Here is a 22,173-nt window from a genome sequence, read left to right on the forward strand (position 1 = left end):
CACCCGCCGCGGCCCCGACCTCGTCGACGAACACCGGGGGGCACCCCCGCGGCCCCCCGAACCTCACCGACGCAGGCGCGCCGCCGGCACGGTGGTGAGCAACACCGTCGCCGCGATCCACAGCGCCGTCACCTCGCCCGCGTGGTGGAAGTCGCCGCCGACCGACAGGTACAGCGTGCCGAACACGGCCACCCCGAGCACCTGGCCGAGCTGGATCATCGTCACCATCAGGCCGGACGCGTCCGACGCCTGCGGCAGCGGCACCCGACGCAGCGCCAGCGTCATCACCGGGGCGTACGCCACGCCAAGACCGAAGCTGCCCGCCGCCATCGTGGCCAGCAGCACCGGCAGCGGTTGCCCGGTGCGAAACGTCCACGCGTTGGCCGCGAAGCCGAGCGCGCCGATCGGCATCCCGATCATCGGCAACCGCGGATGCCACGCGGCGGGCAACACCTGCCAGCGCAGCGACACCGTCGCGAACACCAGCGAGGCCGGGATGAAGGTCAACCCCGCCTCCAGCGCCGAGTACCCCAGGCCGCCCTGGACGTACAGCGCGGTGGAGAACATCAGCCCGCCGAACGCCGTCATCGCGAGCAGCAGCGTCACCGCCCCCGGCAGCACCCCGGGCACCCGCAACAACGACGCCGGGATCAGCGGATGCGACGCGCGCCGTTCGACGAACCCGAACAGCACGAACAACACGACGCAGCCGACCAGGCTCACCCACCCCCAGGTCGGCCAGTCCAACTCGTGCCCCATCACCAGCGGGACGACCAGGGCCAGCAGGGCGGGGGCGAGCAGGGCCAGTCCGGGCAGGTCCAGTCCGCGCGCCGACGGGATCCCGCCGTCGGGCAGCACCCGCCGCGCGAGCACGTACAGCACGATCCCGACCGGGATGTTGATCAGGAACACCGGCCGCCAGGACAGCCCGAACAGGTCGGCGCTGACCAGGAGTCCGCCGAGCACCTGCCCGGCGACCATGCCGCCGGCGATGGTCGCGGCATAGCGCCCCATCGCCCGGGCCCGGTCGGCCCCGGCGTAGGTCGCCTGGATCAGATTGAGCACCTGGGGCACCATCAGCGCGGCGCCGCCGCCCTGGACGGCGCGGGCCGCGATCAGCGACGTGTCGTCCCAGGCGAGTCCGCACGCCAGCGACGCGGCGGTGAAGACGACCAGGCCGACGCCGAAGACCCGGCGGAAACCGAGTCGTCCGCCGAGCCGGGAGCCGGTGACGATGAGCATCGCGTAGACGATGGTGTAGCCGGAGACGACCAGTTGCAGACCCGCGCCGCTGGTGTCCAGATCGGTACGGATGGTGGGGCCGGCGACGTTGACGACCGACGTGTCGAGCAGGGCCATGAACTGTGCGGTGAGCAACGCCGTCAGCAGGAGCGGATGGGCGCGCCGTGCCGTGGCCGGCGCGGCTGTTGTCGTGGTCATGCAAGGAGCGTGCGGGGGCGGCGATCCTGTTGCCGAGAGCCTGTCGATCCTGGTACCGAGAGCACCTGGCAGCCCGGCGGGAGAGCGGCGAGGATGGCCGCATGAGCTCCAACACCGCCAGCCGGCGAACCGAGTTGGGCGCGTTCCTGCGCAGTCGGCGCGAGCGCCGCACCCCGGAGGAGGTCGGCCTGCCCCCGGGCCTGCGCCGGCGCACGCCGGGGCTGCGCCGCGAGGAGGTGGCGCTGCTCGCCGGGGTGGGGGTGACCTGGTACACCTGGCTCGAACAGGGTCGGCCGATCAACGCGAGCATCCAGGTGCTGGACGCGGTCGCGCGCACCCTGGGTCTGGACCCGGCCGAGCGCACCCACCTGTACCGCCTCGCGCAGGTGCCCTGGGAGGTCGCGCCGCCGCCGGGGGCGACGCTGCCGGCGGAGATCCAGGAGATTCTGGACACGCTGATCCCGCATCCGGCGGCGGTGTACAACGCCCGCTACGACGTGTTGGCCTGGAACGGCGCGTACTCCAGGCTGTTTCCGAGCCTGGCCGACATGCCGATCGGGGAGCGCAACGCGATCTGGGCCACGTTCACGTCGCGGGAGACGTGCAATCCGTTCATCGACCGGGCCTTCGAGGAACCGCGCATGGTCGCCGAGTTGCAGACCGCGTTCGCCCGGCACGTCGGTGAGCCGGAGTGGGAGTCGTTCGTCAGCCGACTGACCGACGCCAGCCCGGAGTTCGCCCGACTGTGGGCTCGCCGCGAGGTCAATTCGGGCAGTCGGCACATCAAGCGGCTCCTGCATGTCGCGGTGGGCCGGCTGGATCTCTCGGCCACCCGGTTGCAGCTGAACGTCCCGGAGACCCGGATGATGGTCTACACCCCGGCCGACGACACGACCCGCGCCCGGCTGGCCGAGTTGATGGCGATGCCGGTCACTCCGTGGTGCTGCGACGAATGCCATACGAAGGCCGTGCGGCGCCGCGAAACGCGCCACGGCACGCCGAACGCACCCGGCACGGGTCCCGACCCGATCCCGGAGCCGGCGCGGATGTCGTAGGGGCAGGCCCGCGCGGGTGCCGTGGGGCCCGCCCGCTCAGATGTCGTACGCCACCGTCACCGGCGCGTGATCGGACCAGCGCGCGTCGTAGCTGTCCGCCCGCTCGGTCACCGCCGTGAGCGCCACGTCGGCCAGTTCCGGGGTCGCGACGTGGTAGTCGATCCGCCAGCCGGCGTCGGTGTCGAACGCCTTGCCCCGGTAGGACCACCACGAGTACGGCCCCGGGCCCTCGGGGTGGATCCGGCGGACCACGTCGTGCCAGTCGGCCGCGCCGAACAGGTCGGTGAGCCAGGCCCGCTCCTCCGGCAGGAACCCGGACTTCTTGACGTTGCCCTTCCAGTTCTTGATGTCGTGCTCGGTGTGCGCGATGTTCCAGTCCCCGCACACCAGCGACTCGCGCCCGCCGATCGCGGCCGTCGCGCGCATCACCTTCAGGTGCGCGAGCAGGTCGGCCATGAACCGGTTCTTCTCCTCCTGCTTGGGCGTCTCCGCCTCGCCGGTGGGCAGGTACAGGCTGGCCACGGTCACCTTGGGCAGGTCGACCTCGATCCATCGCCCGGACGCGTCGAACTCGGCCGACCCGAAGCCGATCCGGACCGCGCTCGGCCGGATCCGGCTGTACACCGCGACGCCGGCCCGGCCCTTGGCGGTGGCGGGCGCGTAGTAGGCGTACCAGCCCTCGGGGTCGCGGACCTCGTCGCTGAGCTGGTCGGGCGTGGCCCGTACCTCCTGGAGGCACACCACATCGGCCTCGGTGGCGCCCAGCCACTCGGTGAAGCCCTTGCCGGCCGCGGCCCGCAGCCCGTTCACGTTGGCGGTGGAGACGGTGATCATCGGTGCAGATTAGCCCGTTTCGGCCCGGGGGTGCGGCGGGGGGTGGGCCGGGCCGGCCGTCGGGCGCGGCGGCCCCCGGTCAGCCGAACAACGTCGCGTGCAGCGGCAGCCAGGCGGCGCCCGGACAGCGGGCGGCGACCTCGACCCGCCCGACCCACTCGGCCGCCCCGCACTCCGAGCCCGGCTCCGGGCGGGTGGGCGCGCCCGGGTCCGGCAGCCGCACCGCGTGGAATGCCTGGAACGCCTGTGCCGGATACCGGTAGCCGGCCGGCGGCGGGTCCGACAGGGTGATCCGCTGGCCGCCGAGCAACGTCAAACGGTCCGCGTCCAGGCGCAGCCCCGTCTCCTCGGCCAGCTCCCGCGCCGCTGCCAGGGCCGGCGTCTCGCCCGGATCCAGGTGCCCACCCGGCACCTCCCAGCCGCGCCCCGGCCGGTCGACGCGGGTGAGCAACGTACGTCCCAGCGCGTCCACGGCGAACACGAAGCCGGTGGTCACGGTGTAGCCGGCGGGCACCTCGTCGCAGCGCAGCAGTTCCATGCGATGCGCGACGGGGATCCAGCCCACGGTGAGCGATGCCAACACGATCGACGCCATGGGCCCATCCTGGCGGACCGCTTCCCGGCGAGTGCCGGCGGCGTCGTCCAGGTCCGCCTGTACCGAACTCGCCCGAGCCGCACCGCAGCTCGGGCGCTGTGGCACGGTGAGGGCATGACGAAGCTCGCCAAGGGCGCGAACGCCCCTCTGTCGACCGGGAATCTGCACGCCACCCTCAGCTGGCGACCGGGTCCGGGCGTGCCGGACGTCGACGTGTCGGCGCTGCTCCTGAACGGCGAACGCCGGGTGGGCGGCGACGCGGACATGGTCTTCTACAACCAGCCGGGGCACCCCTCGGGCGCGGTCGGCCATCGGGGCAAACGGCCCGGCTCCGACACCGTGGCCCTCGACCTGGACCGGGCGCCCGACGACCTGGCGGCGGTGATCCTGGCGGCCTCGGCGGACGGCGGCGCGTTCGGCCGGGTGCCGGGCTTGCGACTGGAGCTGACCGACGCGGCCACCGGCGCCTCGGTGGTCTCGTTCGACCTCGACGACGCCACGACGGAGACGGCGTTCGTGTTCGGCGAGGTGTACCGGCGGGCCGGCGGGTGGCGGTTTCGCGCGGTCGGGCAGGGCTACGACTCCGGACTGGCGGGCCTGGCCACGGACTTCGGGATCAGCGTGACCGCGGAGGAACCTTCGGCGCCCGTGGTCTACCTCAAGAAGCAGCGCCTGATCTCGATGGAGAAGCGGCTCGCCCGCGACGGCCACGACACGCTGCTCTCGCTGACCAAGAAGGCCGCGATCGGTCTGGAGAAGCACGGCCTGGCCGAGCACACCGCGCGTGTCGCGCTGGTTTTGGACATGTCCATCTCGATGGACGAGATGTACGAGAGCGGCCGGGTACAGGCGCTGGCCGAGCGGGTGTTGTCGCTGGCGCTGCGCTTCGACGACGACGGCGAGGTGGACGTGTTCCCGTTCGCGGCCTTCGCCCGGCGGTTCGGCGGCATGGACCTCGACAACTATCGGGGGCGGGTGGCGACCGTGTACGCCGAGGCCGACGTGGGCCCGTGGACCGACTACGGCGAGGCGATGCGCGCGGTGCGGGAGTACTACTTCGGCTCCGGGGAACCACGGTCGACGCCGCTGCCCGCGGCCGCGCCGCCCGAGCCGCCGGTGTTCGTGATGTTCGTGACGGACGGCGCGACGAGCGAAGAAGACGCGGCCCGCGAGCACATCCGCTCCTCCGGTTACGAGCCGGTGTTCTGGCAGTTCATGGCGATCGGCGAGCCGGACGAGTTCGAGTTCCTGGCCGAATTGGACGACCTGTCCGGCCGCTTCCTCGACAACACGGCCTATTTCACGGTCGCCGACCTGAACAGCCTGAGCGACGACGAACTCTTCGAGCGACTGGTGGGCCAGTACCCGCAATGGCTCGCCGCGGCCCGGAGCCGGGGCCTTATCCGCCGACCGCGGCCGAGGGTGTTGTCCGCATCGCGTTTGCCCAGGTCAGGGCATTGTCGTGAGCGTCCCGGCGGACCTCCCTCAGGAGACCTGAGGAAACCTTAGGAGACCTTAGGCCGTCTTACGTCGGCTTAGGCCGGCTCGGATCGGCTTAGGCATCCGGGGGGCGACGGATCCCCGGATAGATGCGGCATCCGCCTCATGCCCCGACCCCCACTGGGGCGCGAAGCTGTTACCACGAGCCGGGGAGACCGGGTCGAAACAGCAGAAGGTGGACACAGTGATCGAGTACGAGCTTTACAAGAACCGTCAGCAGGAGCTTCTCACCATCGCCGGTCGGGACCGGATGGTCGTGGCGGCCCTGCGCAGCCGGCGCGCCGCCGCCAAGGCCCGTCGGGCCGAGCGGGTGCAGCAGGAGACGGTACAGAGCGCCGCGGCGATCGAATCGCTGCGCATGCGTCGGAACCTGCAGCTGCTCACCCGGTGACGGCGGCGATGACCCCCGACCCGCAGGCCGGCCCGACCGCACGATGTCGAATCCGGCCCGAGGAGCGACACCGTCACACGACGGCACCGAGAAGCACCTGGCGACCCCGAGTGGACATACGTCCCTCGGGGTCGTTTCACGTGTGCCCCCGATCGCCGAGACCTTCGCCGACGGGCGATCCGGCGAGTCGGGCCGCGCCTCGGAGCAGGCGGATACCGTGTCCGGGTCCATCGCAGTGATCCACGGGAAGGTCCGACCGATGCACGTCGCGCTGTTCACACTCGGGGGCACGATCGCCATGGCGGGCACCGACGGGTCCGCCGCCGGCCCGGTGGTGAACCGGCTCACCGGCGCCGACCTGACCGCCGCCGTCCCCGGCCTGACCGAGACGGGCGTGAGGTTGCGCGTAGAGGACGTGCGGGCCATACCCAGCGCCGACCTGACCTTCGCCCGGATCCTCGACGTGGTCGCCGCCGGATCGCGCGCGGTCGCCGAGGGCGCGGCGGGTGTCGTGGTCACCCAGGGCACCGACACCCTGGAGGAGACCGCCTACCTGGTCGACCTCGTGTGGCCTCACCCGGAGCCGTTCGTCCTCACCGGGGCGATGCGCAACCCGACCCTGGCGGGCCCCGACGGGCCGGCCAACCTGCTCGCCGCCGTGCGGGTCGCGGCGGCCGAACCGGCGCGCGGGCTCGGCGCGTTGGTGGTCCTGGGCGACGAGATCCACGCCGCGCGCCGGGTCCGCAAGACGCACAGCAGCAGCACGAGCGCGTTCGCCTCGCCCGACACCGGGCCGCTGGGCCGGGTGGTCGAGGAGCGGGTCCGGATCCTGACCGCTCCCCCGCGACACAGCCCGCTGCCGACACCCTCGGCCGATGCGCTGGCCGAGGCCCGCGTGGCGCTGTACCCGGCCACGTTCGACGACGACGGCGCGCTTCTCGCGGGCCTCCCGGGCGGCCATCGGGGGCTGGTGGTGGCCGGATTCGGCGTCGGCCACGTCTCGTCGGCGCTCGCCCCGACGCTGGGTGCGCTCGCCGAACACATCCCGGTCGTGCTGACCTCGCGCACGGGGGCCGGCCCCGTGCTGCGCCACACCTACGGCGCGATCGGTTCGGAGACCGACCTGCAACGCCGCGGCCTGCTCAACGGCGGCCTGCTCGACCCGTACAAGGCCCGCGTACTGCTGCGCCTGCTCCTCGCGTCGGGCGCGGACCACGCGAGGATCACGGCGGCCTTCGCCGAGCACGGCTGAGCGGGCGGGCACGAGGGACGGACGGCCCGTATCGGCCGAGTGTGGCGCCGTCACCCTCCCGCGCCGGCAAGGAAGTGCCTGACGTCGGCCGCCAGCACCGACAACTGCTCCCCCGCCGCCAACACCGTCGTCGCCGAGGCCGTCCACCGGCCGTCGGCGCTACGCCACGGCCGCAGTTCCCAGGTGAGTTCCACCCGGCCCCCCGACCGGAACACCGCCTTGACGGTCAGATCCCGATCGTCCGTACGCCAGGTCCGCTCACCGTCCCACCCCCCGAAGTCCCGGGCGAGGTCGGTCAGAAAGCCGTCGATCTCGGTCGCCTCACCACTCCAACCCACCACCCGCTCCAGGCGGGCGGCCAGCCCCGGCCCACACAACTCGACGGTGTAGTTCACCAGTCGCGACGCCGGGGAGTGCGCGACGGCGACCTCGTCGTCCGGACTGAACGCGTCCCGAAGACATATCCGGGTATCCCGGTCGTCGGCACACCGAACAACCACGTCGCGCGCGGCGCTCGACTCGTCCGGCTCGTTCGTTTCATTCGCCGCGTCGAAGTGGGGATGCATCCGCCGAACCGTAGGGCAGAGCACCCACCCCCGTCATTCCGGTTACCCCGAAGCCCGACCCGGACGGGGACCTTGCCCCCGCGCCGCGTGGGCGCGGCGGTCCCGACCTGCGGACCGCCGCGCCCACGGGGGTCACCGGGGTTGTGCGTCACCTGCCGACGGTGGGCCGGAGGCCGCGGGCAGCGTCAGCGCGACGCGGCGGCGGACCAGGTCCATGTCCAGGATTTCCACCCGCAACACGTCGCCTTCGCGGCGGATGGACTCCGGCGAATCGGCCGCGTTTTTCGGGAGTTCCGCGTTGTGCAGCAGACCCTCGATGCCGTCGGCGATACGTACGAACGCGCCGAACGGGACCACCTTGGTGACCGTCCCCGACAGGGTCCGGCCTCTGGTGTGGGTTGCCGCGAACTCTTGCCACGGGTCGGGCAGGAGTGCCTTCAGCGACAGGGAGACGCGTTGTCGGTCGAGGTCGACGTCCAGGACTTCGACGCTGAGTTCGTCGCCGACCGAGGCGATCTCCGAGGGATGGGAAATGTGTTTCCAGGTGAGTTCGGCGACGCTGATCAAGCCGTCCACTCCGCCGATGTCGACGAAGACGCCGAAGTTCACGATCGCGGAAACGATGCCGGTCCTGATCTCGCCCCGACGCAGACCGCGCAGGACGTGGAGCCGGGCTGCTTCACTGATTTCTTCTCGGTTGTGGCCCGTCATCTACCGGGCTCGCAGGGAATCATCACGTCCGGGACCGTACCCCCAGCAGGCACGATTCGTCCACCGTCGACCGGGGCGGGCCGTGAACTCCCTTGCCCGCCCCGGGACTTGGTTTACTATTCGGCTCAGGTCCGGGCCCGTTCCACGCGGCCCTCGTCCCATACCGGGCCGTCGGTTTCGCGGACTCGGCCGTCTTGGCCGAAGACCATGAAGCGGTCGAACGACGAGGCGAACCAGCGGTCGTGGGTGACGGCCAGGACCGTACCGTCGAAGGCCTCCAGGGCGTCCTGAAGGGCCTCGGCCGAGACCAGGTCCAGGTTGTCCGTCGGCTCGTCGAGCAGCAGCAGGTTGGCGCCGGAGAGTTCGAGCAACAGCACCTGGAATCGGGCCTGTTGGCCGCCGGACAGGGTGTCGAACGGCTGCTCCGCGCCATAGGCCAGCTCGTACCGGTCGAGCACCCTGGCCGCGCCCTCCCGGCCCAGGCCGCCGCGGTGTTCGTCGCCCCGGCCGAGGATGTCGACCAGGGTCTTGCCCGCGAACTCCGGATGGTCGTGCGTCTGCGCGAACCACCCGGGTCGCACCCGCGCCCCGAGCCGGGCCCGACCCTTGTGCGCGACCGGCGCGATCACCGTGTCGCCGACCGGTTCGTGCTCGGCCTCCGGGTCCGTGCCGCCGGCCGCGAGGAGTCGCAGGAAGTGCGACTTGCCCGAGCCGTTCGAGCCGAGCACCGCCACCCGGTCGCCGTACCAGATCTCCGTGTCGAACGGCTTCATCAGGCCGGTCAGTTCCAGCGCTTCCGCGACCACCGCACGCTTGCCGGTGCGCGATCCGCGCAACCGCATCTTCACGTCCTGCTCGCGCGGGATGTTCTGCGGCGGCCCGATCTCCTCGAACTTGCGCAGTCGGGTCCGGGCCGCCTGCAACCGCGAGGCCAGGCCGTCGTTGTACGCCGCCTTGGTCTTGTACATCAAAACCAACGCCTTGAGCTTGGCGTGCTCTTCGTCCCACCGGCGGCCCAACTCCTCGAAGCGCTCGAACCGCGCGCGCCGGGCCTCGTGGTAGGTGGCGAACGAACCCCCGTGGATCCAGACCGTGTTGCCCGCCGCACCGAGTTCGATCGTGACGATGCGGTCGGCCGCGCGGGCGAGCAGTTCACGGTCGTGCGAGACCAGCAGGACCGACTTCTGGCTCTCCCGCAGCGACTGCTCCAGCCAGCGCTTGCCGGGTACGTCGAGGTAGTTGTCCGGCTCGTCGAGGATCAGCACCTGGTCCGGCCCGCGCAGCAGCGCCTCCAGGGCCAGCCGCTTCTGCTCGCCGCCGGACAGCGTGCGCACCTCGCGCCACTTGGCGATGTCGTAGGTCGTGCCGAGCGCCGCCTGGCAACACTGGTCCCACGCCGGCTCGATGTCGTAGCCGCCGGCGTCCCCGAACTCGGCCAGCGCGCCGGCGTAGCGCATCTGGTGCTTCTCGTCGTCGTGCTCCATCAGCGCGAGTTCGGCGTCGTCGACGGCGCGCATCGCGTCGCGGATCCGCGGCGGGGCCAGCGAGACCAGCAGGTCGCGCACGGTGGACGCGTCCCGGATCCGCCCGACGAACTGCGGCATGATGCCGAGCCCGCCCGTGCGGGCCACCGCGCCGCCGTCCGGTTTCAGCTCGCCCGTGATGATCCGCAGCAGCGTGGTCTTGCCCGCGCCGTTCGCGCCGATCAGCGCCACGGTGCTGCCGTCGCCGACCCGGAAGCTCACGTCATCGAGCAGCACACGTCCATCCGGCAAGGTGAATGAGATGGCGTTGACATCGATGTAGCCCATGGCGTGCGCGCGTCCTTCGTCCTGCGGTCGGGGTGAGCGGTCGGGGTGAGCGGTCGGAGTGGATCCGGGGTGACATCCCTTACTACCGGCTCGGCGCCGGACGGGCCAATACATTTCGGGCTCCGTCACCACCGTGGCGCCTCGGGGCCGCGCACCGTACCCGATCGAGCGACCGACCCACCCGCCGACCGGCGCCCGACTCGGGACACCCTTTTCGCATAGTGCGTCTCTTGCTTCGCGCATCGCGTCATGGAACGTTGACGGCCGATCGGTTTCCGGCCGGTCGTCCGCTCCCACCCCGTCCAGTCAAGGAGTCGCAGTGGCGCACACAAAAGCGCAGCAGATCGCCCGGCAGGTGGCCCTCGGCGAGCGCGGTCCGCTGAAGTTCGGGGTGTTCCTGGCCCCGTTCCATCAGGCGGGACGCAATCCGACCCTGCTGCTCGAACAGGATCTGGCCCTGGTCGAACATCTGGACCGGCTCGGCTACGCCGAGGCGTGGATCGGCGAGCACCACTCGGGCGGCTGGGAGATCGTCGCCTCCCCCGAACTGTTCATCGCGAGCGCCGCGGCCCGAACCCGACACATCCGCCTCGGCACCGGCGTGGTCTCGCTGCCGTACCACCACCCGCTGCACGTCGCGGACCGCATGGTCCTGCTCGACCACCTCACCCGCGGCCGGGTCATGCTCGGCGTCGGTCCAGGCCAACTCGCCTCCGACGCGCACATGCTCGGCATCGACACCGCGCGCCAGCGGGCCATGATGGAGGAATCCCTCGAAGCGATCGTTGCCCTGCTCGCGGGCCGCGAGCCGGTGACCCGGGAGAGCGACTGGTTCACCCTGCGCGACGCCCGGCTGCAACTGCGGCCGTACACCCACCCGTCGTTCGAGATCGCCGTCGCCGCGACCTTCTCGCCCGCCGGACCGCGCACCGCCGGCCGGTTCGGCGCGGGCATGCTGTCGATCGCCGCGAGCCAGGAGGGCGGGTTCGACGCGCTCGGCTCGCACTGGGGCATCGCGAACGAGGTGGCCGCACGCCACGGACGGACCATGGACCGGTCCGCGTGGCGGCTGATGGGCATGATGCACATCGCCGAGACCGAGGAGCAGGCGCGCCGCGAGGTCGCGTACGGCCTCGAAGGCATCCAGAACTACCAGGCCAAGGTGCTGCCGGTCCCGCTCGACGCGGACACCCCGCTCGCGCAGCGCATCGATCGGGGCAACGCGACCGGTTCGTTCATCTGCGGCACGCCGGAGATGGCGATTCGGCAGATCGAGCGGTTGTGGCAGAAGTCCGGCGGTTTCGGCACCTACCTGTTCATGGGCGCCGACTTCGCCGACCCGGCGGCGACCAGGCGGTCGTACGAGTTGATCGCGCGCGAGGTGATCCCGTACTTCACCGGCGCGGCACACGGCCCGATCGCGTCGCAGGACTGGCAGGTGGGCCTGTCCGAGACCTGGCGGGACCAGACGGCACAGGCGGTCGGCGGGGCCGTGAAGGACTACGAGAGCTCGAAGGGGGCCTCGACGTGAGCGGGCGGACGAACGGGGTGGGGCCGGCCGGCGGGGGTCGGATCGAGGGCAGGGTCGCGCTGGTGACCGGCGCCGCGGCGGGTATCGGGCGGGCCGTCGCGCGCCGGTTCGTCGCCGAGGGGGCCGTGGTGGTGGCCGGCGACGTGGACGCGGGCGGACTGGCCGCGCTCGCCGAGGAGTTGGGCCCGGAGCGCTGCCGCACCCGGTTGTGCGACGTGACGGTCGAGGACGACGTGGCCGCGCTGGTACGGGCCGCCGTGGACGACTTCGGCGGCCTGGACATCGCGGTGGCCAACGCGGGCGGCGGCACCGCGGCCGAACTGGTCGACCACGACTACGCGGCTTGGCGCCGGGTCGTCGACCTGTGCCTGAACGGCGCGTTCCTGACCGTCAAACACGCCGGCCGCGCGATGCGGGCCCGGCCCGGCGGGGGCGGCTCGATCGTCACCATGGCCTCGCTCAACGCGGTCCAGCCGGGCCGGGGCATGGCCGCGTACTGCGCGGCCAAGGCCGGCGTGGTCGCGCTGACCGAGGTCGCGGCGCTGGAGTTGGGGTCGGCGGGCATCCGGGTGAACGCGGTGGCGCCGGGCCTGATCCGCACGCAGGCCACCGCCGGCATGTGGCATGTCCCGGGCGTGGTCGAGGAGTACGTGGCCAACGCCCCGCTGGGCCGCTTCGCCGAACCGGAGGAGGTGGCCGCCGTGGTGCTGTTCCTGGCCTCCGACGAGGCGGGCTTCGTCTCGGGCAGCACGTACGGGGTGGACGGCGGCGCCCGGACCCGCCGCTACCCGGACCTGATCGCGGCACTGGAGCGACTGCCGGGGACGTGAGCCGGGGTGGGGGCGAACCGGGGCCGGCGAAGGCCGAGCGAGCGCCGACCGGGAGCCGATCGGGCGCCGATCGAGGACGGGCCGCGAGCCGATCGAGGACCGGCCGGGGCTGCTCCGACCGGCGCGCACCCTCCCCACCACATCCGTGATCAAGCGGCTGATCAGGGATGAAACGGATCCCGGGGGTTCCCGTTCCGGTTGCTGACGCAGCGTCAAGTTTCTGTTCGGTAATGGCGCTATCGCCTCCGAACGGTCGTCCGCGCGATCGGTTGGCAGCCTGGTCCGGCCGGGTTCGACCTCTTCGATCCGAGGCGGTTTTCCGGCCTCGAACCCGGGCAACCAAAGGGCACCGAACGGGAGTGGGAGGGGACCTGACACCCCCGATGCGCGACGGCGCACCCCCCACCCGTGGGTATGAAGGGCGCCGGCGGCCGGGTCCACTCCCCCGTGCCCGGCCGTCGGCCGCCGGCTCTCTACGAAACGCCCCACGCGGCGTCAGGGCCCCGGCGATTCGGCCCGCGTGGCGGTCGGCACGCGGCCGGTCACCGGCACCGTCCGAGAGCACGCCGCACCGCGCCGACGATGCACGGCGGCGAGCGCGGCGACCGCCAAGGCGAACAGCACCAGGACCCCCACACTCCCGTGGAAGGCGACCTCCCAGTGGGGGTCCACCCGTTCGTCGCCGAGCAGGGCGAAGAACACCGAGGTCGCGAGCACACCGCCGAGCACGCCGCCCATCTCCTGCGCCGTACCGATCACCCCGGACGCGGTGGCCACCCGCCCCGGACCGACCCCCGCGAGCACCGCCGAGGTCAACGGCGCCGGCACCAGGCCCATCCCGGCGCCGGCGACCAGCAGGCCCATCGGCAACACCGCGACCGTCCCCGTCGCCGACGCGCACCCGGCAACCCCGATCCCCGCCGCGAGCAACAGCGCCCCGGCGGTCGGCAGTCGATCACCGAACCGGCCGTACCACCGCCCGGTTCCGGCCGCCGCGCCCAGAAAGCCGAGGTTGATCGACGCGGCCACCGCACCGGACGCCAACGGCCCGTATCCACACCCGAGTTGCAGGTAAAGCGGCAGGATCGTGGACAACCCCGCCGAGGTCCCGAACAACAACCCGAGCGCGGCCACCCCCACCGGAAAACCCCGCTCCCGAAACACCGTCGGGTCCACCAACGGCCGCCGCCCGACCCGCACCCGCCCACGCTGCTGCCGCACCAAAACCGCCGTCGCCCCGATCGCCGCCACGATCCACGGCAGTTGCCGCGACACCGACCCCCCGTCGGCGCCGCCCCGCAACAACGCCCAGGCCGCGCAGCCCAGTCCCACCGCGATCAGCAACGCCCCCACGGGATCGAGCGCCCCTCGACTCCGGACGGTCGGTGCCGGCGCCGGCACCGAACGCGGCGTCAGCACCAGCGCCGCCACTCCGAGTGGCAGATTGACCAGGAAGCAGGCCCGCCACCCGAGTCCGACCGGATCGGCGGCGATCAGCAGCCCGCCCACCACCTGACCGCTCACCCCCGCCAGCCCGACCGTCGCCCCATATCGCCCGAAGGCCCGCGCCCGTTCGGCGCCCGTCGGATACAACGCCCCGATCAGCACCAGCACCTGAGGCGCCATCAGCGCCGCCGCCCCGCCCTGCGCGATCCGGCAGCCGACCAGGCCCGCCGCGTCCGCGGCCAGCCCGCAACCCGCAGAGGCGGCCGTGAACAGGGCCACGCCGACCAGGAACACCGGCCGCTGACCGTAGAGTTCGCCCAGTCGCGCGGCGGTGATCAGCCCGGCGGCATAGGCCAGCCCGTACCCGGCGACGATCATCCGCAGTGCGCCGGCCCCCGCGTCGAGGTCACGTTCGATCGCGGGCAGCGCCGCGTTGACGACGAAGAAGTCGAGCGTGGTGACGAATACCGCGCTCAGCAGCACCGGCAGCGCCCACCGCGAACGCCCCGGCGCAGGCGGATGAGGGTTCCCCGGGGCGGGGACAACGGTCGACACGAGAGAGCTCCACTTTCGACGTGCACACACGGCACGGGTGATACCGGCTGCACGGGCGGTAGGACGACGGCGGTTCCCCGACGGAACCGCGCACCTCGATGCAACCGCTCGGCGCAACCCCGCGCCGGCGCATATCGGCCATCACGTTGCCCGCCCGAGCCGGCCCGACCACCCGGCCGGTCCTCCCGGCCCGACCTCGCCGCCCGACCGCTCTCAGTGCACGTCGATCCCCCGGAGATGCCGCATGTCGTTGTAGCGGATCCCCCGCAGCCGACCGTCCCGGGCCCGCCAGCGGGAAATGGACGCGTTGCCCACCGGGTCGGTGCGTACCAACCGGTCGACGTCGGTCTCGGTCAGCCCCTCCAGGACATAACGCAGCATCAGGACGGTCGAGTCGTGCCCCACGATCAGCACATGCGCGCCCGGCGCCTCGTGCCGGAGGTCGGTCAGCAGCGTACGCAGCCGCAGCGCGACATCGGCCAACGATTCGCCGCCGGGCGGACGGTAGTACAGGTCGCCGACCCGCCGCCGCCGCTCGGCCTCGTCCGGGTAGAGCCGTTCGATGGCGGCGGCCGTACGCAGCTCCAGCACGCCCATCTCCCGGTCGCGCAACCGCTCGTCGCGTCGGGGCGGGGGCAACAGCAGGCCCACTCGGGCGGCTTCGCGAGCGATGATCCGCATCGTCGAACGTGCCCGGCGATACGGCGAGACCAGGACCACGTCCGGGGTCTCCCCCCTGAGCGCGAGCCGCCGCCCGACCGCGCCGGCCTGGTCCTCGCCGCGCGCGCTGAGCGCGATGTCGGCGTCGCGCCCGACCACCGACGGGTCGCACTCGCCGTCCCCGTCCGGCTCCTCCGCCTCCCACCCGCCCGCCGTCGGATCCGCCGCGACGCCGGCGGACCGGGCGGCGGACCGGGCGGCGGAGCGGGCCGCCGCCGCGGCGAAGGCGGCGTTCGCCGTGCTTTCGCCGTGACGTACGGCGACGATCTCGGCCGGCCCGAAGGGTGCGGTGTCCGATGAGCCGACCACGGTGCCCCCAAAGCCTTGTCCCTCTCATCGTTCTCACCCCCGGAGCGGCCCCGAAACGCGCCGACCCGTCAAACGACCACACCACCGCGCCGATCACCGCCCACGACTCCCACGCCCCGTCCGGCCCGAGCAGACACCCGGCCGAGTCATCCCACGAGACACCGCCCGACTTATGTGATCATCAATCCGGGTGTCCGGATAACCTGACGCCATGATCGAACCCCGTGTCGCCCTCGTCACCTGCGCCGAGCTGCCCGATCTCGACCCGGACGACCGTCTGCTCATCGCCCCGCTGGCCGCGCACGGCATCCGCGCGGAGGGCGCCGTGTGGAGCGACCCGACGGTGGACTGGGACGCGTACGACCTCGTGGTGCTGCGCTCGGTGTGGGACTACCCGCCGCACCACAAGGCGTTCGTCGAGTGGGCCGCGAGCGTGCCGCGCCTGGCCAACCCGGCGGCGGTCGTGACCTGGAACACCGACAAGACCTACCTGCGCGACCTCACCCGGGCCGGCCTGCCGGTGGTGGAGACGATGTGGCTGGAGCCCGACTCGACCGTCACGCTGCCCACCGCCGGGGTGCACGTGGTCAAGCCGGCGATAAGCGCCGGGTCGCGCGACACCGAGCGGTACGACCTGGCCTCCCCCGAAGAGCGCGCGCTCGCCGCCGGGCACGCCACCGCCCTGCTCGCCGACGGCCGCACCGTCATGGTCCAGCCGTATCTGGCGGCCGTCGACACCGTCGGTGAGACCGCCCTCGTCTACTTCGACGGCGTCTTCAGCCACGCCGTCCGCAAGGGCCCCATCCTCGACGGCACCGGCGGCGAGTTGGTCGACGGCCTGTACAAGGCCGAGACGATCGAGCCGCGCGAGCCCTCCGCCGCCGAACTCGCGGTCGGGGCCCGGGTCCTGACCGAGATCCCGATCTCCCCGCTGCTCTACGCGCGCGTCGACCTGATCCCGGCCGCCGACGGCACGCCGACCCTGCTCGAACTGGAGCTGACCGAGCCGTCCCTGTTCCTGTCCCACGCCGAAGGCGCCCCCGACCGCCTGGCCGCCGCGATCGTGGCCGCCCTGCACACATACGCATAACCGCGCACCGGCCGCACGTACCGCGGTCGGCGCGTGCCGCGGGCCCGGCCACGCCGGTCGGGCCCGCCGAAAATCCGTCGCCGCCCGCCCCCGACCCGCGTAGCGTCGGGACCGGCGGTCGAGGTCACCGCCCGACATCGACGCACGCGGCGACGGAAAGGCGACGTGATGGATCGGCGGACGCCGCAGGAGCGCAAACGCCTGAGCTACCTGAAGGATCGGCGCAACAGTTACGGCGAGAACGACAAGAGCAGTCGGCGCAACATCCGCCGCAACAAGGCGGCGGTCCGCAGTGCCAACCGCCGCCACGAACACCTGGTGCTCGCCGCCCTGGCCGGCGCGCGCGACGCCGGCGGAGCCGAGGCCGTCGCGGATCGCCTGTACGTCAAGCGCGCCAAGCGGTGGCGCAAGTGGCCGGACCAACCGCTCGCCGAGGCCGTCGAGTACGTCCTCGAACGCCGCGTCCGGCTCGGCATCGACGACGACGGCCGGGCCCGTCGCCGGATCCACCGCGTCCACCGCCGCCTCCACCGCCTCCACCGCCCGAGCTGACCGGCCCCGACCGCAAACCCGCGCCGGCCGTCCCCCGGCCTGTCGCAACCGGTACGCCCGCGTCGATCGAGGGACGATGGGGCCATGAAGCGCGACATTTCCCTCGAATGGGACAGTGACCCGGGTGCCGACCTCCGGGCCGCGACCGAGGTGTACGCCGCCGCCGGGCTCCCGGCGCCGACAGCACCCGCCGACGCCACCGCCCCCGCCGATGCCGGCGATCCCGGCGACCGCATCGGCACGGTCCGCGCGCGCCGTGGCGGGCGGCTGCTCGGCTGGGTGAGCCTGTACGGGAACGGCGAGGCGGGTGTCACCGCCCAGGGTGAGCGCGCCGACCGGCTCGCCCGGCGGCTGGTCCACGGCTCCTACCGCGCGGATCCCGGCGCCACCGCCGAGGAGCGAGCCGCATTCGTGTCGATGTACCGCCGCGCCGCCCGGCGGGCCCGGGCCGGCGGCGCGTCGATGCTGCACTGGAGCGGTACCGACACCGGCCCGGAAGGCGACGCCGCCCGCGCCCTCGGCGCCCGTGCCACCGGTGAGATCGCCCGGATCTGGACCGTGGACCCGCGCGGCTGGTGGGCCCCGGGCGGCCTGCCCGCGATCCGCGCCCGTACCCTCCCGCCGCCGCTCGTGGGGCTGATCGGCGAGGGCGCGGAACTCACCGTCGACGTCGCCGACGACCTGGCGTACCTCAACGCCGGCGAGGCGATCACCGCCCCCGGCGTCGCCCCCGACATCCTCGGCGCGCTGGTGGCCGCGCTCGTGGACCTGCTGCGCCGGGAGCGGCCCGACGTCCGCGAGTTGGCCGTGTTCGAATTCGACGGCGACACCGAGGGCGCCGTCCGCCTGGCCCTACCCCTCGCCGGCCTGCGCATCGCACACCGCGTGGTGGACTTCGAACTCCCGCTCACCCAGCCGCCCGACGACCCGACGTCCTGACCACCCGGCGATCGCACCGCGCCCCCGCCGACGCCTTCGCCGTCACGTGCGACTGTACGTCGCCACCGACGTCCCCCCGGCAAGCACCGTCCCACCCGTGTGGGTGAACGCGTGTGCCCCGAACACGCCCGACATCATGGGTATCCCGCTGCCGATCAGAACCGGATAGGTCTTGATCACCAGCTCGTCGATCTCGTCGATCAGACTGCCCGCGAGACGCCCCCCACCGGCCAGCCAGATGCCCTTGCCGGTCGGTTCGGCCTTCAACTCGCGCACCTTGGCGGCCGGGTCGCCGGCAATCAGGGTCACCGCGGGGTCGAGGGTCTCGGTGATCGTCTCGGTGACGACATAGGTCCGGAGATGGGCGTACGGGTTGGAAAGGCCCTCCCGAATACCGGGCTCGTAGGTGCCCCGACCCATCACGACCGTGTCGAAGTGCCGGAACTCCGTGTCCGGAGCGACCCCCACGTGCGGGGCGAGGTGCGTCGGCAACGTCTCCGGATACTCGGCGACCAGGTGTGCCACCACATCCTCGCCGACCGGGAAGAAGTCGTAGCCGCCGTCCTTGTCGGCGATGAAGCCGTCGATGGTGGTGGCGATGAAGTAGGTGAGCTTTCGCATGCGGTCTCTTTCCGTGGTGCGTTCCGAGCCGGACGACGGCGCGGCAAGATGACTACAGTTATAGTACTTCAGCTGTAGTGGTGCAAGCGTCGATCCGGGAAGGTTTCCTCACCAGGGGCGCGAGTCCGGACCCGGCAGCGGGCGCAGTCCCGGCCAGGAGGCCAGCAGACGACCGCGCAACTCCCGTGCCAGCAGCCCCAGTTCGTGCAACGGCTCGGTCGCGGTGTCGGCCACCACGCCGAGCCGGTGCACCAGTCGCTCGCGGGCCGAGATGTAGCCCCATTCGAAGTCCTGCACCGGCACCCGGTCCAGGTGGTCCACGCTGTCCCGGTGCGCCCGCTCGACCAGCGCGTCGCCCCGGATCAGCCAGCCCGCGCAGGCGTCGGCGACGGACGCCTCCGGGTCGAGGTCGCGGCCGGTGTGCGCCCGCCAGGTCGCCGCGTAGACCGCCTCCACCTCGGCCGCCTGCGGTCCGGGCAGCGACATCGCGCACCAGCACGTGGGGAACCCGATGCGCAGATAGGCCAATTCGACCAGCCCGTCGCCCAGCGCGGCCTGCTCGAAGTCGACGAACCGCACGCCGTCGACGGTCCGCAGGTCGTTGCCCGGGCACGGATCGCCGTGCAACAGCGCATACCGCCCGGTCGGGTCGAGCCGGGTCAGCAGGGCGGCCAACTCGGCGGCCACGCCCGCCGGGATCGGTACCTCCAGCGTCGCGGCCAACCGCAGGAACGACTCGGCGTCGGCGGCGGTCGGCGCCCGCCAGGCCGGCAGCGCGTCCGCGTCCGCCGGCCCGGTGAGCGCATGCAGCCGGGCCAACGCCTCGGCGTAGCCGGGCAGCCAGTCGTCGGTCCGCCCGAGGTCGTCCAGATACTCCAGCACCATGACGCACGCGTCGGGATCGGTGGCCAGCACCCGAGGCCCGACCGGCCCCCGCGCGGCCAGCCGCAACCCGGCCACCTCGCGGGCGAAGCGCGCCGACGCGCCGTCCCGGTTGTCGCCTCCGTCGGTGATCCGCTTGACGATCGCCCGCTCGCCGCCGAACTCCACCCGCCACACCCGCGAACGCGGGCTGCTGTCCAGCAACTTCACCCGCTTCGGCGCACCCAGGCTCGTCCGCAATTCGTCACCGATCGGCACCCTGAATCTCATGGGTCACACACCTACCCAGGCAACACCCCTCACGCAACCCGACCCGACGACCGCCGGGCCGGCCTCAGGGATAGTCGAAGAACCGGATCCACCAGGTCGGCGCGTCCTCGACCGTGTAGTGGTCGGCGAGCCGGCTCGCCCCGTCGTACGGGGTCCGCAACAGGTCCTCCGGCACGACGGTGTAGCCGAGGTCGTCGAGCGCGGCGGCGACCCGTTCCGTCTCCTCCGGCGCCACGTACGCCGGTGCCGCGCCGACGGGGTGGTCGTTGGGCGCGTCGACCCCGATCACCGCCAGGTCGCCGAAGTTGCTCACCACCACGGTGATCCGCCCGATCCCGGACAGCGCGCTCGCGGGCACCACGATCGCCCCGTGCCGACTCGCCGCCCCCGCCTCGCCCTCGACCGGGCACCGACAGTCGAAGTCCGCGTCCAGGCGCGCCACGAGCCGGTCGAACCGCTCGCGCGCGGCGTCGGGATCGTAGTCCGCCGGGGCGGTCAGGTGGTCCGGGTCGTCCAGGGCACGCAACAGCGCCCAGGCGTGCTCGTCGTCCAGTGTCATCCTCAGCCGATCCGTATCCGATGCACGGCGCCTGCCCGTACCCGACTCCCGGGCCACGCACACCCGCGCCCCCGGGCCCACCCGACCGCTCGGCCGCCGCCCATACCCACCCGGAGCCGCCGGTGCGATGATCTTCCTTCGCAGCGGTATACACCCCGCCCGAACCGGTTCGCGAGCGCCCCGCCCAGGGCGGGGCGGGCTCGTGCGGCACGCTGTGGATCCGTGCACCTCGTCCGATCCCCGATCTGGTGGTGAATCCGGCATGACCGCCCTGGACCCGGCCATACCCGAGTCGGCCCGCCCCGAGTCGGCCGATCCCGTGTCCGCCGACCCCGAGCGGGTCGACCGCTCGGACCTGCAGCGGCGGACCGTCCGTACCCTGATCGCCGCGCAGGTCGTCGGCGGCGTGGGCATGGGTTCGGCGCTGACCGTCGGCGGACTGCTGGCCGAGGACCTGTCCGGGTCCAAGAGCTGGTCCGGCGTGGCCACCACCGCGATCACTTTGGGCGCGGCGTTGTTCGCGCTGCCGATGTCACGCGCCGCGACCCGGTATGGACGTCGCGTCGCGCTCACCGCCGGCTGGGCGGTCGCGGCGGTCGCGGCCGGCGGGGTGATCCTGGCGGCGGTGCTCGGGTGGTTCCCGCTGCTGATCGTCGCGCTGCTCGTGTTCGGCGCGGGGACCGCCGCCAACCTCCAGTCGCGCTACGCGGCGACCGACCTCGCCGACGACGCCGGCCGGGCCCGGGCGTTGTCGGTCGTGGTCTGGTCGACCACCGTCGGCGCGGTCCTGGGTCCCAACCTGAACGAGCCGGGCGCGGTGGTCGGCCGGGCCTTGGACCTGCCGGAGCTGGCCGGTCCGTTCCTGTTCTCGATCGTCTCGTTCGCCGGCGCCGGGATCATCCTGTGGGTGGCGCTGCGCCCGGACCCGCTGCTCGTCGCGCGCGCCGACCTGGGCGACCGGGTGCCGCCCCGGGCCGGTCTGCGCGGGGCGTTCGCGGTGATCCGCCGGGCGCCACGCGCGCTGCTCGGCCTGGCGACGGTGGCGTTCGGGCACGTGGTGATGGTGTCGGTGATGGCGATGACACCCGTACACATGAAGGACCACGGCACCGCGTTGACCCTGGTCGGGCTGACGATCAGCCTGCATATCGCCGGAATGTACGCATTGTCCCCCGCGGTCGGCTGGGCGGCGGACCGGTTCGGCCGGATCCCGGTGATCCTGGGCGGCCAGTTCGTGCTGCTGCTCGCGGTGTTCACGGCCGGTACCTCGGGCCATTCCACGTGGCGCACCATGGTCGGCCTGGTCCTGCTCGGCCTCGGCTGGTCGTGCTGCCTGGTGGCGGGCTCGGCACTGCTGGCCGAGTCGGTGCCGGCGGGTGAGCGGCCGGGCGTACAGGGCGTGTCGGACCTGCTGATGAACCTGGCCGGCGCGGCGGGCGGCGCGGTCTCCGGATCGGTCCTGGGCATGGCAGGCTACGGCGGCCTCAACCTGGTCGCGGGCCTGCTCACCGCGCCGGTGCTGTGCGTGGCGGCCGGCTTCGCGCTCGGTCGCGGTCGCCGCCGAACCGCCTGAGGCCGCCCCGCCGCCGCCCACCGGCGCTCTTCCCAGCCGATCGCCGCCCGCCGTCGTTCCGCCCCCGGATGGCCCGTCCCGCTCGTGGCCTCGCCCGCTCGGCCATATGTTTGGACAAAATGTGCCAAATGGTCGCGGGTT

21 protein-coding genes are annotated in these 22,173 nt (G+C 72.6%); 10 read left to right on the forward strand and 11 right to left on the reverse strand.

Annotation, left to right across the window (positions count from 1 at the left end; all coding sequences use genetic code 11):
• Positions 1 to 63: 63 nt before the first annotated feature.
• Complete coding sequence (locus tag ACH4XV_RS16565; RefSeq protein WP_395790347.1) at positions 64 to 1,440, reverse strand: MFS transporter; 1,377 nt, start codon at positions 1,438 to 1,440, stop codon at positions 64 to 66.
• A 101-nt stretch (positions 1,441 to 1,541) separates the two neighbouring features.
• On the opposite strand from ACH4XV_RS16565, the gene ACH4XV_RS16570 reads away from it, so the two are divergent.
• Positions 1,542 to 2,495, forward strand: coding sequence for a helix-turn-helix transcriptional regulator (locus ACH4XV_RS16570; protein WP_395790349.1), 954 nt, complete (start codon positions 1,542 to 1,544; stop codon positions 2,493 to 2,495).
• Positions 2,496 to 2,531: 36 nt separating this feature from the next.
• Here ACH4XV_RS16570 and ACH4XV_RS16575 read toward each other — a convergent pair whose 3' ends face one another.
• Both ACH4XV_RS16575 and ACH4XV_RS16580 read right to left on the reverse strand, forming a co-directional pair.
• Positions 2,532 to 3,329, reverse strand: a complete 798-nt coding sequence (locus ACH4XV_RS16575; RefSeq protein ID WP_380028773.1) for an exodeoxyribonuclease III — start codon at positions 3,327 to 3,329, stop codon at positions 2,532 to 2,534.
• A 79-nt stretch (positions 3,330 to 3,408) separates the two neighbouring features.
• The gene (locus ACH4XV_RS16580) at positions 3,409 to 3,924 is read right to left on the reverse strand and encodes an NUDIX hydrolase (RefSeq protein WP_395790351.1); all 516 of its coding nucleotides are present in this window, start codon (positions 3,922 to 3,924) and stop codon (positions 3,409 to 3,411) included.
• A gap of 114 nt (positions 3,925 to 4,038) precedes the next feature.
• Between ACH4XV_RS16580 and ACH4XV_RS16585 the strand changes: the two genes are divergently transcribed.
• From ACH4XV_RS16585 to ACH4XV_RS16595, 3 genes are all read left to right on the forward strand, one after another.
• Positions 4,039 to 5,433 (forward strand): VWA domain-containing protein, encoded by a 1,395-nt coding sequence (locus ACH4XV_RS16585; protein WP_395790353.1) that lies wholly within the window; start codon positions 4,039 to 4,041, stop codon positions 5,431 to 5,433.
• 175 nt (positions 5,434 to 5,608) lie between these two features.
• Complete coding sequence (locus tag ACH4XV_RS16590; RefSeq protein ID WP_395790355.1) at positions 5,609 to 5,815, forward strand: hypothetical protein; 207 nt, start codon at positions 5,609 to 5,611, stop codon at positions 5,813 to 5,815.
• Positions 5,816 to 6,074: 259 nt separating this feature from the next.
• On the forward strand, positions 6,075 to 7,067 hold the full coding sequence (locus ACH4XV_RS16595) for an asparaginase (protein WP_395790357.1): 993 nt from the start codon (positions 6,075 to 6,077) through the stop codon (positions 7,065 to 7,067).
• 50 nt (positions 7,068 to 7,117) lie between these two features.
• Here ACH4XV_RS16595 and ACH4XV_RS16600 read toward each other — a convergent pair whose 3' ends face one another.
• The 3 genes from ACH4XV_RS16600 to ACH4XV_RS16610 form a co-directional block, all read right to left on the reverse strand.
• Positions 7,118 to 7,633, reverse strand: coding sequence for a DUF6228 family protein (locus tag ACH4XV_RS16600; protein WP_395790359.1), 516 nt, complete (start codon positions 7,631 to 7,633; stop codon positions 7,118 to 7,120).
• A gap of 132 nt (positions 7,634 to 7,765) precedes the next feature.
• Positions 7,766 to 8,344, reverse strand: a complete 579-nt coding sequence (locus tag ACH4XV_RS16605; RefSeq protein ID WP_395790361.1) for a S1 RNA-binding domain-containing protein — start codon at positions 8,342 to 8,344, stop codon at positions 7,766 to 7,768.
• 125 nt (positions 8,345 to 8,469) lie between these two features.
• Positions 8,470 to 10,155, reverse strand: a complete 1,686-nt coding sequence (locus ACH4XV_RS16610) for an ABC-F family ATP-binding cassette domain-containing protein (RefSeq protein WP_395790363.1) — start codon at positions 10,153 to 10,155, stop codon at positions 8,470 to 8,472.
• A 319-nt stretch (positions 10,156 to 10,474) separates the two neighbouring features.
• Between ACH4XV_RS16610 and ACH4XV_RS16615 the strand changes: the two genes are divergently transcribed.
• Both ACH4XV_RS16615 and ACH4XV_RS16620 read left to right on the forward strand, forming a co-directional pair.
• Entirely contained in the window at positions 10,475 to 11,686 is a 1,212-nt protein-coding gene (locus ACH4XV_RS16615) for an LLM class flavin-dependent oxidoreductase (protein WP_395790365.1), read from the forward strand.
• Positions 11,683 to 12,516, forward strand: a complete 834-nt coding sequence (locus ACH4XV_RS16620; RefSeq protein ID WP_395790367.1) for an SDR family NAD(P)-dependent oxidoreductase — start codon at positions 11,683 to 11,685, stop codon at positions 12,514 to 12,516. The genes ACH4XV_RS16615 and ACH4XV_RS16620 overlap by 4 nt, the downstream gene beginning before the upstream one ends.
• A 495-nt stretch (positions 12,517 to 13,011) precedes the next feature.
• On the opposite strand, the gene ACH4XV_RS16625 is transcribed toward ACH4XV_RS16620, so the two are convergent.
• Entirely contained in the window at positions 13,012 to 14,517 is a 1,506-nt protein-coding gene (locus ACH4XV_RS16625; RefSeq protein ID WP_395790369.1) for an MFS transporter, read from the reverse strand.
• Between the two features lie 213 nt (positions 14,518 to 14,730).
• A complete protein-coding gene (locus ACH4XV_RS16630) occupies positions 14,731 to 15,546 on the reverse strand; it encodes a histidine phosphatase family protein (RefSeq protein WP_395790371.1) in 816 nt (271 codons plus the stop codon).
• Positions 15,547 to 15,757: 211 nt separating this feature from the next.
• Here ACH4XV_RS16630 and ACH4XV_RS16635 point away from each other — a divergent pair, with 211 nt between their 5' ends.
• The 3 genes from ACH4XV_RS16635 (at position 15,758) to ACH4XV_RS16645 (ending at position 18,127) form a co-directional block, all read left to right on the forward strand.
• Positions 15,758 to 16,636: a RimK family alpha-L-glutamate ligase gene (locus tag ACH4XV_RS16635; protein WP_395790373.1), complete on the forward strand. Its 879-nt coding sequence runs from the start codon at positions 15,758 to 15,760 to the stop codon at positions 16,634 to 16,636.
• A 168-nt stretch (positions 16,637 to 16,804) separates the two neighbouring features.
• Entirely contained in the window at positions 16,805 to 17,188 is a 384-nt protein-coding gene (locus ACH4XV_RS16640) for a hypothetical protein (RefSeq protein ID WP_395790375.1), read from the forward strand.
• 84 nt (positions 17,189 to 17,272) lie between these two features.
• Positions 17,273 to 18,127: a hypothetical protein gene (locus ACH4XV_RS16645; RefSeq protein ID WP_395790377.1), complete on the forward strand. Its 855-nt coding sequence runs from the start codon at positions 17,273 to 17,275 to the stop codon at positions 18,125 to 18,127.
• Between the two features lie 42 nt (positions 18,128 to 18,169).
• Here the strand turns inward: ACH4XV_RS16645 and ACH4XV_RS16650 are convergent, their stop codons facing one another.
• From ACH4XV_RS16650 to ACH4XV_RS16660, 3 genes are all read right to left on the reverse strand, one after another.
• Entirely contained in the window at positions 18,170 to 18,748 is a 579-nt protein-coding gene (locus tag ACH4XV_RS16650; protein WP_395790379.1) for a dihydrofolate reductase family protein, read from the reverse strand.
• A gap of 108 nt (positions 18,749 to 18,856) precedes the next feature.
• Positions 18,857 to 19,900, reverse strand: a complete 1,044-nt coding sequence (locus ACH4XV_RS16655) for a phosphotransferase (RefSeq protein ID WP_395790381.1) — start codon at positions 19,898 to 19,900, stop codon at positions 18,857 to 18,859.
• 64 nt (positions 19,901 to 19,964) lie between these two features.
• On the reverse strand, positions 19,965 to 20,459 hold the full coding sequence (locus ACH4XV_RS16660) for a hypothetical protein (protein ID WP_395790383.1): 495 nt from the start codon (positions 20,457 to 20,459) through the stop codon (positions 19,965 to 19,967).
• 262 nt (positions 20,460 to 20,721) lie between these two features.
• On the opposite strand from ACH4XV_RS16660, the gene ACH4XV_RS16665 reads away from it, so the two are divergent.
• Positions 20,722 to 22,032: an MFS transporter gene (locus ACH4XV_RS16665; RefSeq protein ID WP_395790385.1), complete on the forward strand. Its 1,311-nt coding sequence runs from the start codon at positions 20,722 to 20,724 to the stop codon at positions 22,030 to 22,032.
• The last annotated feature ends 141 nt before the right edge of the window (positions 22,033 to 22,173 follow it).

The organism is Embleya sp. NPDC020630 (genome assembly GCF_044334985.1).
GTDB lineage: Bacteria > Actinomycetota > Actinomycetes > Streptomycetales > Streptomycetaceae > Embleya.

Coding starts and splice junctions, on each gene's coding strand:
- ACH4XV_RS16565 (WP_395790347.1), bottom strand. CDS start 1,440: ATGACCACGACAACAGCCGCGCCGGCCACGGCACGGCGCGCCCATCCG.
- ACH4XV_RS16570 (WP_395790349.1), top strand. CDS start 1,542: ATGAGCTCCAACACCGCCAGCCGGCGAACCGAGTTGGGCGCGTTCCTG.
- ACH4XV_RS16575 (WP_380028773.1), bottom strand. CDS start 3,329: ATGATCACCGTCTCCACCGCCAACGTGAACGGGCTGCGGGCCGCGGCC.
- ACH4XV_RS16580 (WP_395790351.1), bottom strand. CDS start 3,924: ATGGCGTCGATCGTGTTGGCATCGCTCACCGTGGGCTGGATCCCCGTC.
- ACH4XV_RS16585 (WP_395790353.1), top strand. CDS start 4,039: ATGACGAAGCTCGCCAAGGGCGCGAACGCCCCTCTGTCGACCGGGAAT.
- ACH4XV_RS16595 (WP_395790357.1), top strand. CDS start 6,075: ATGCACGTCGCGCTGTTCACACTCGGGGGCACGATCGCCATGGCGGGC.
- ACH4XV_RS16600 (WP_395790359.1), bottom strand. CDS start 7,633: ATGCATCCCCACTTCGACGCGGCGAATGAAACGAACGAGCCGGACGAG.
- ACH4XV_RS16605 (WP_395790361.1), bottom strand. CDS start 8,344: ATGACGGGCCACAACCGAGAAGAAATCAGTGAAGCAGCCCGGCTCCAC.
- ACH4XV_RS16610 (WP_395790363.1), bottom strand. CDS start 10,155: ATGGGCTACATCGATGTCAACGCCATCTCATTCACCTTGCCGGATGGA.
- ACH4XV_RS16635 (WP_395790373.1), top strand. CDS start 15,758: ATGATCGAACCCCGTGTCGCCCTCGTCACCTGCGCCGAGCTGCCCGAT.
- ACH4XV_RS16640 (WP_395790375.1), top strand. CDS start 16,805: ATGGATCGGCGGACGCCGCAGGAGCGCAAACGCCTGAGCTACCTGAAG.
- ACH4XV_RS16645 (WP_395790377.1), top strand. CDS start 17,273: ATGAAGCGCGACATTTCCCTCGAATGGGACAGTGACCCGGGTGCCGAC.
- ACH4XV_RS16650 (WP_395790379.1), bottom strand. CDS start 18,748: ATGCGAAAGCTCACCTACTTCATCGCCACCACCATCGACGGCTTCATC.
- ACH4XV_RS16655 (WP_395790381.1), bottom strand. CDS start 19,900: ATGAGATTCAGGGTGCCGATCGGTGACGAATTGCGGACGAGCCTGGGT.
- ACH4XV_RS16660 (WP_395790383.1), bottom strand. CDS start 20,459: ATGACACTGGACGACGAGCACGCCTGGGCGCTGTTGCGTGCCCTGGAC.
- ACH4XV_RS16665 (WP_395790385.1), top strand. CDS start 20,722: ATGACCGCCCTGGACCCGGCCATACCCGAGTCGGCCCGCCCCGAGTCG.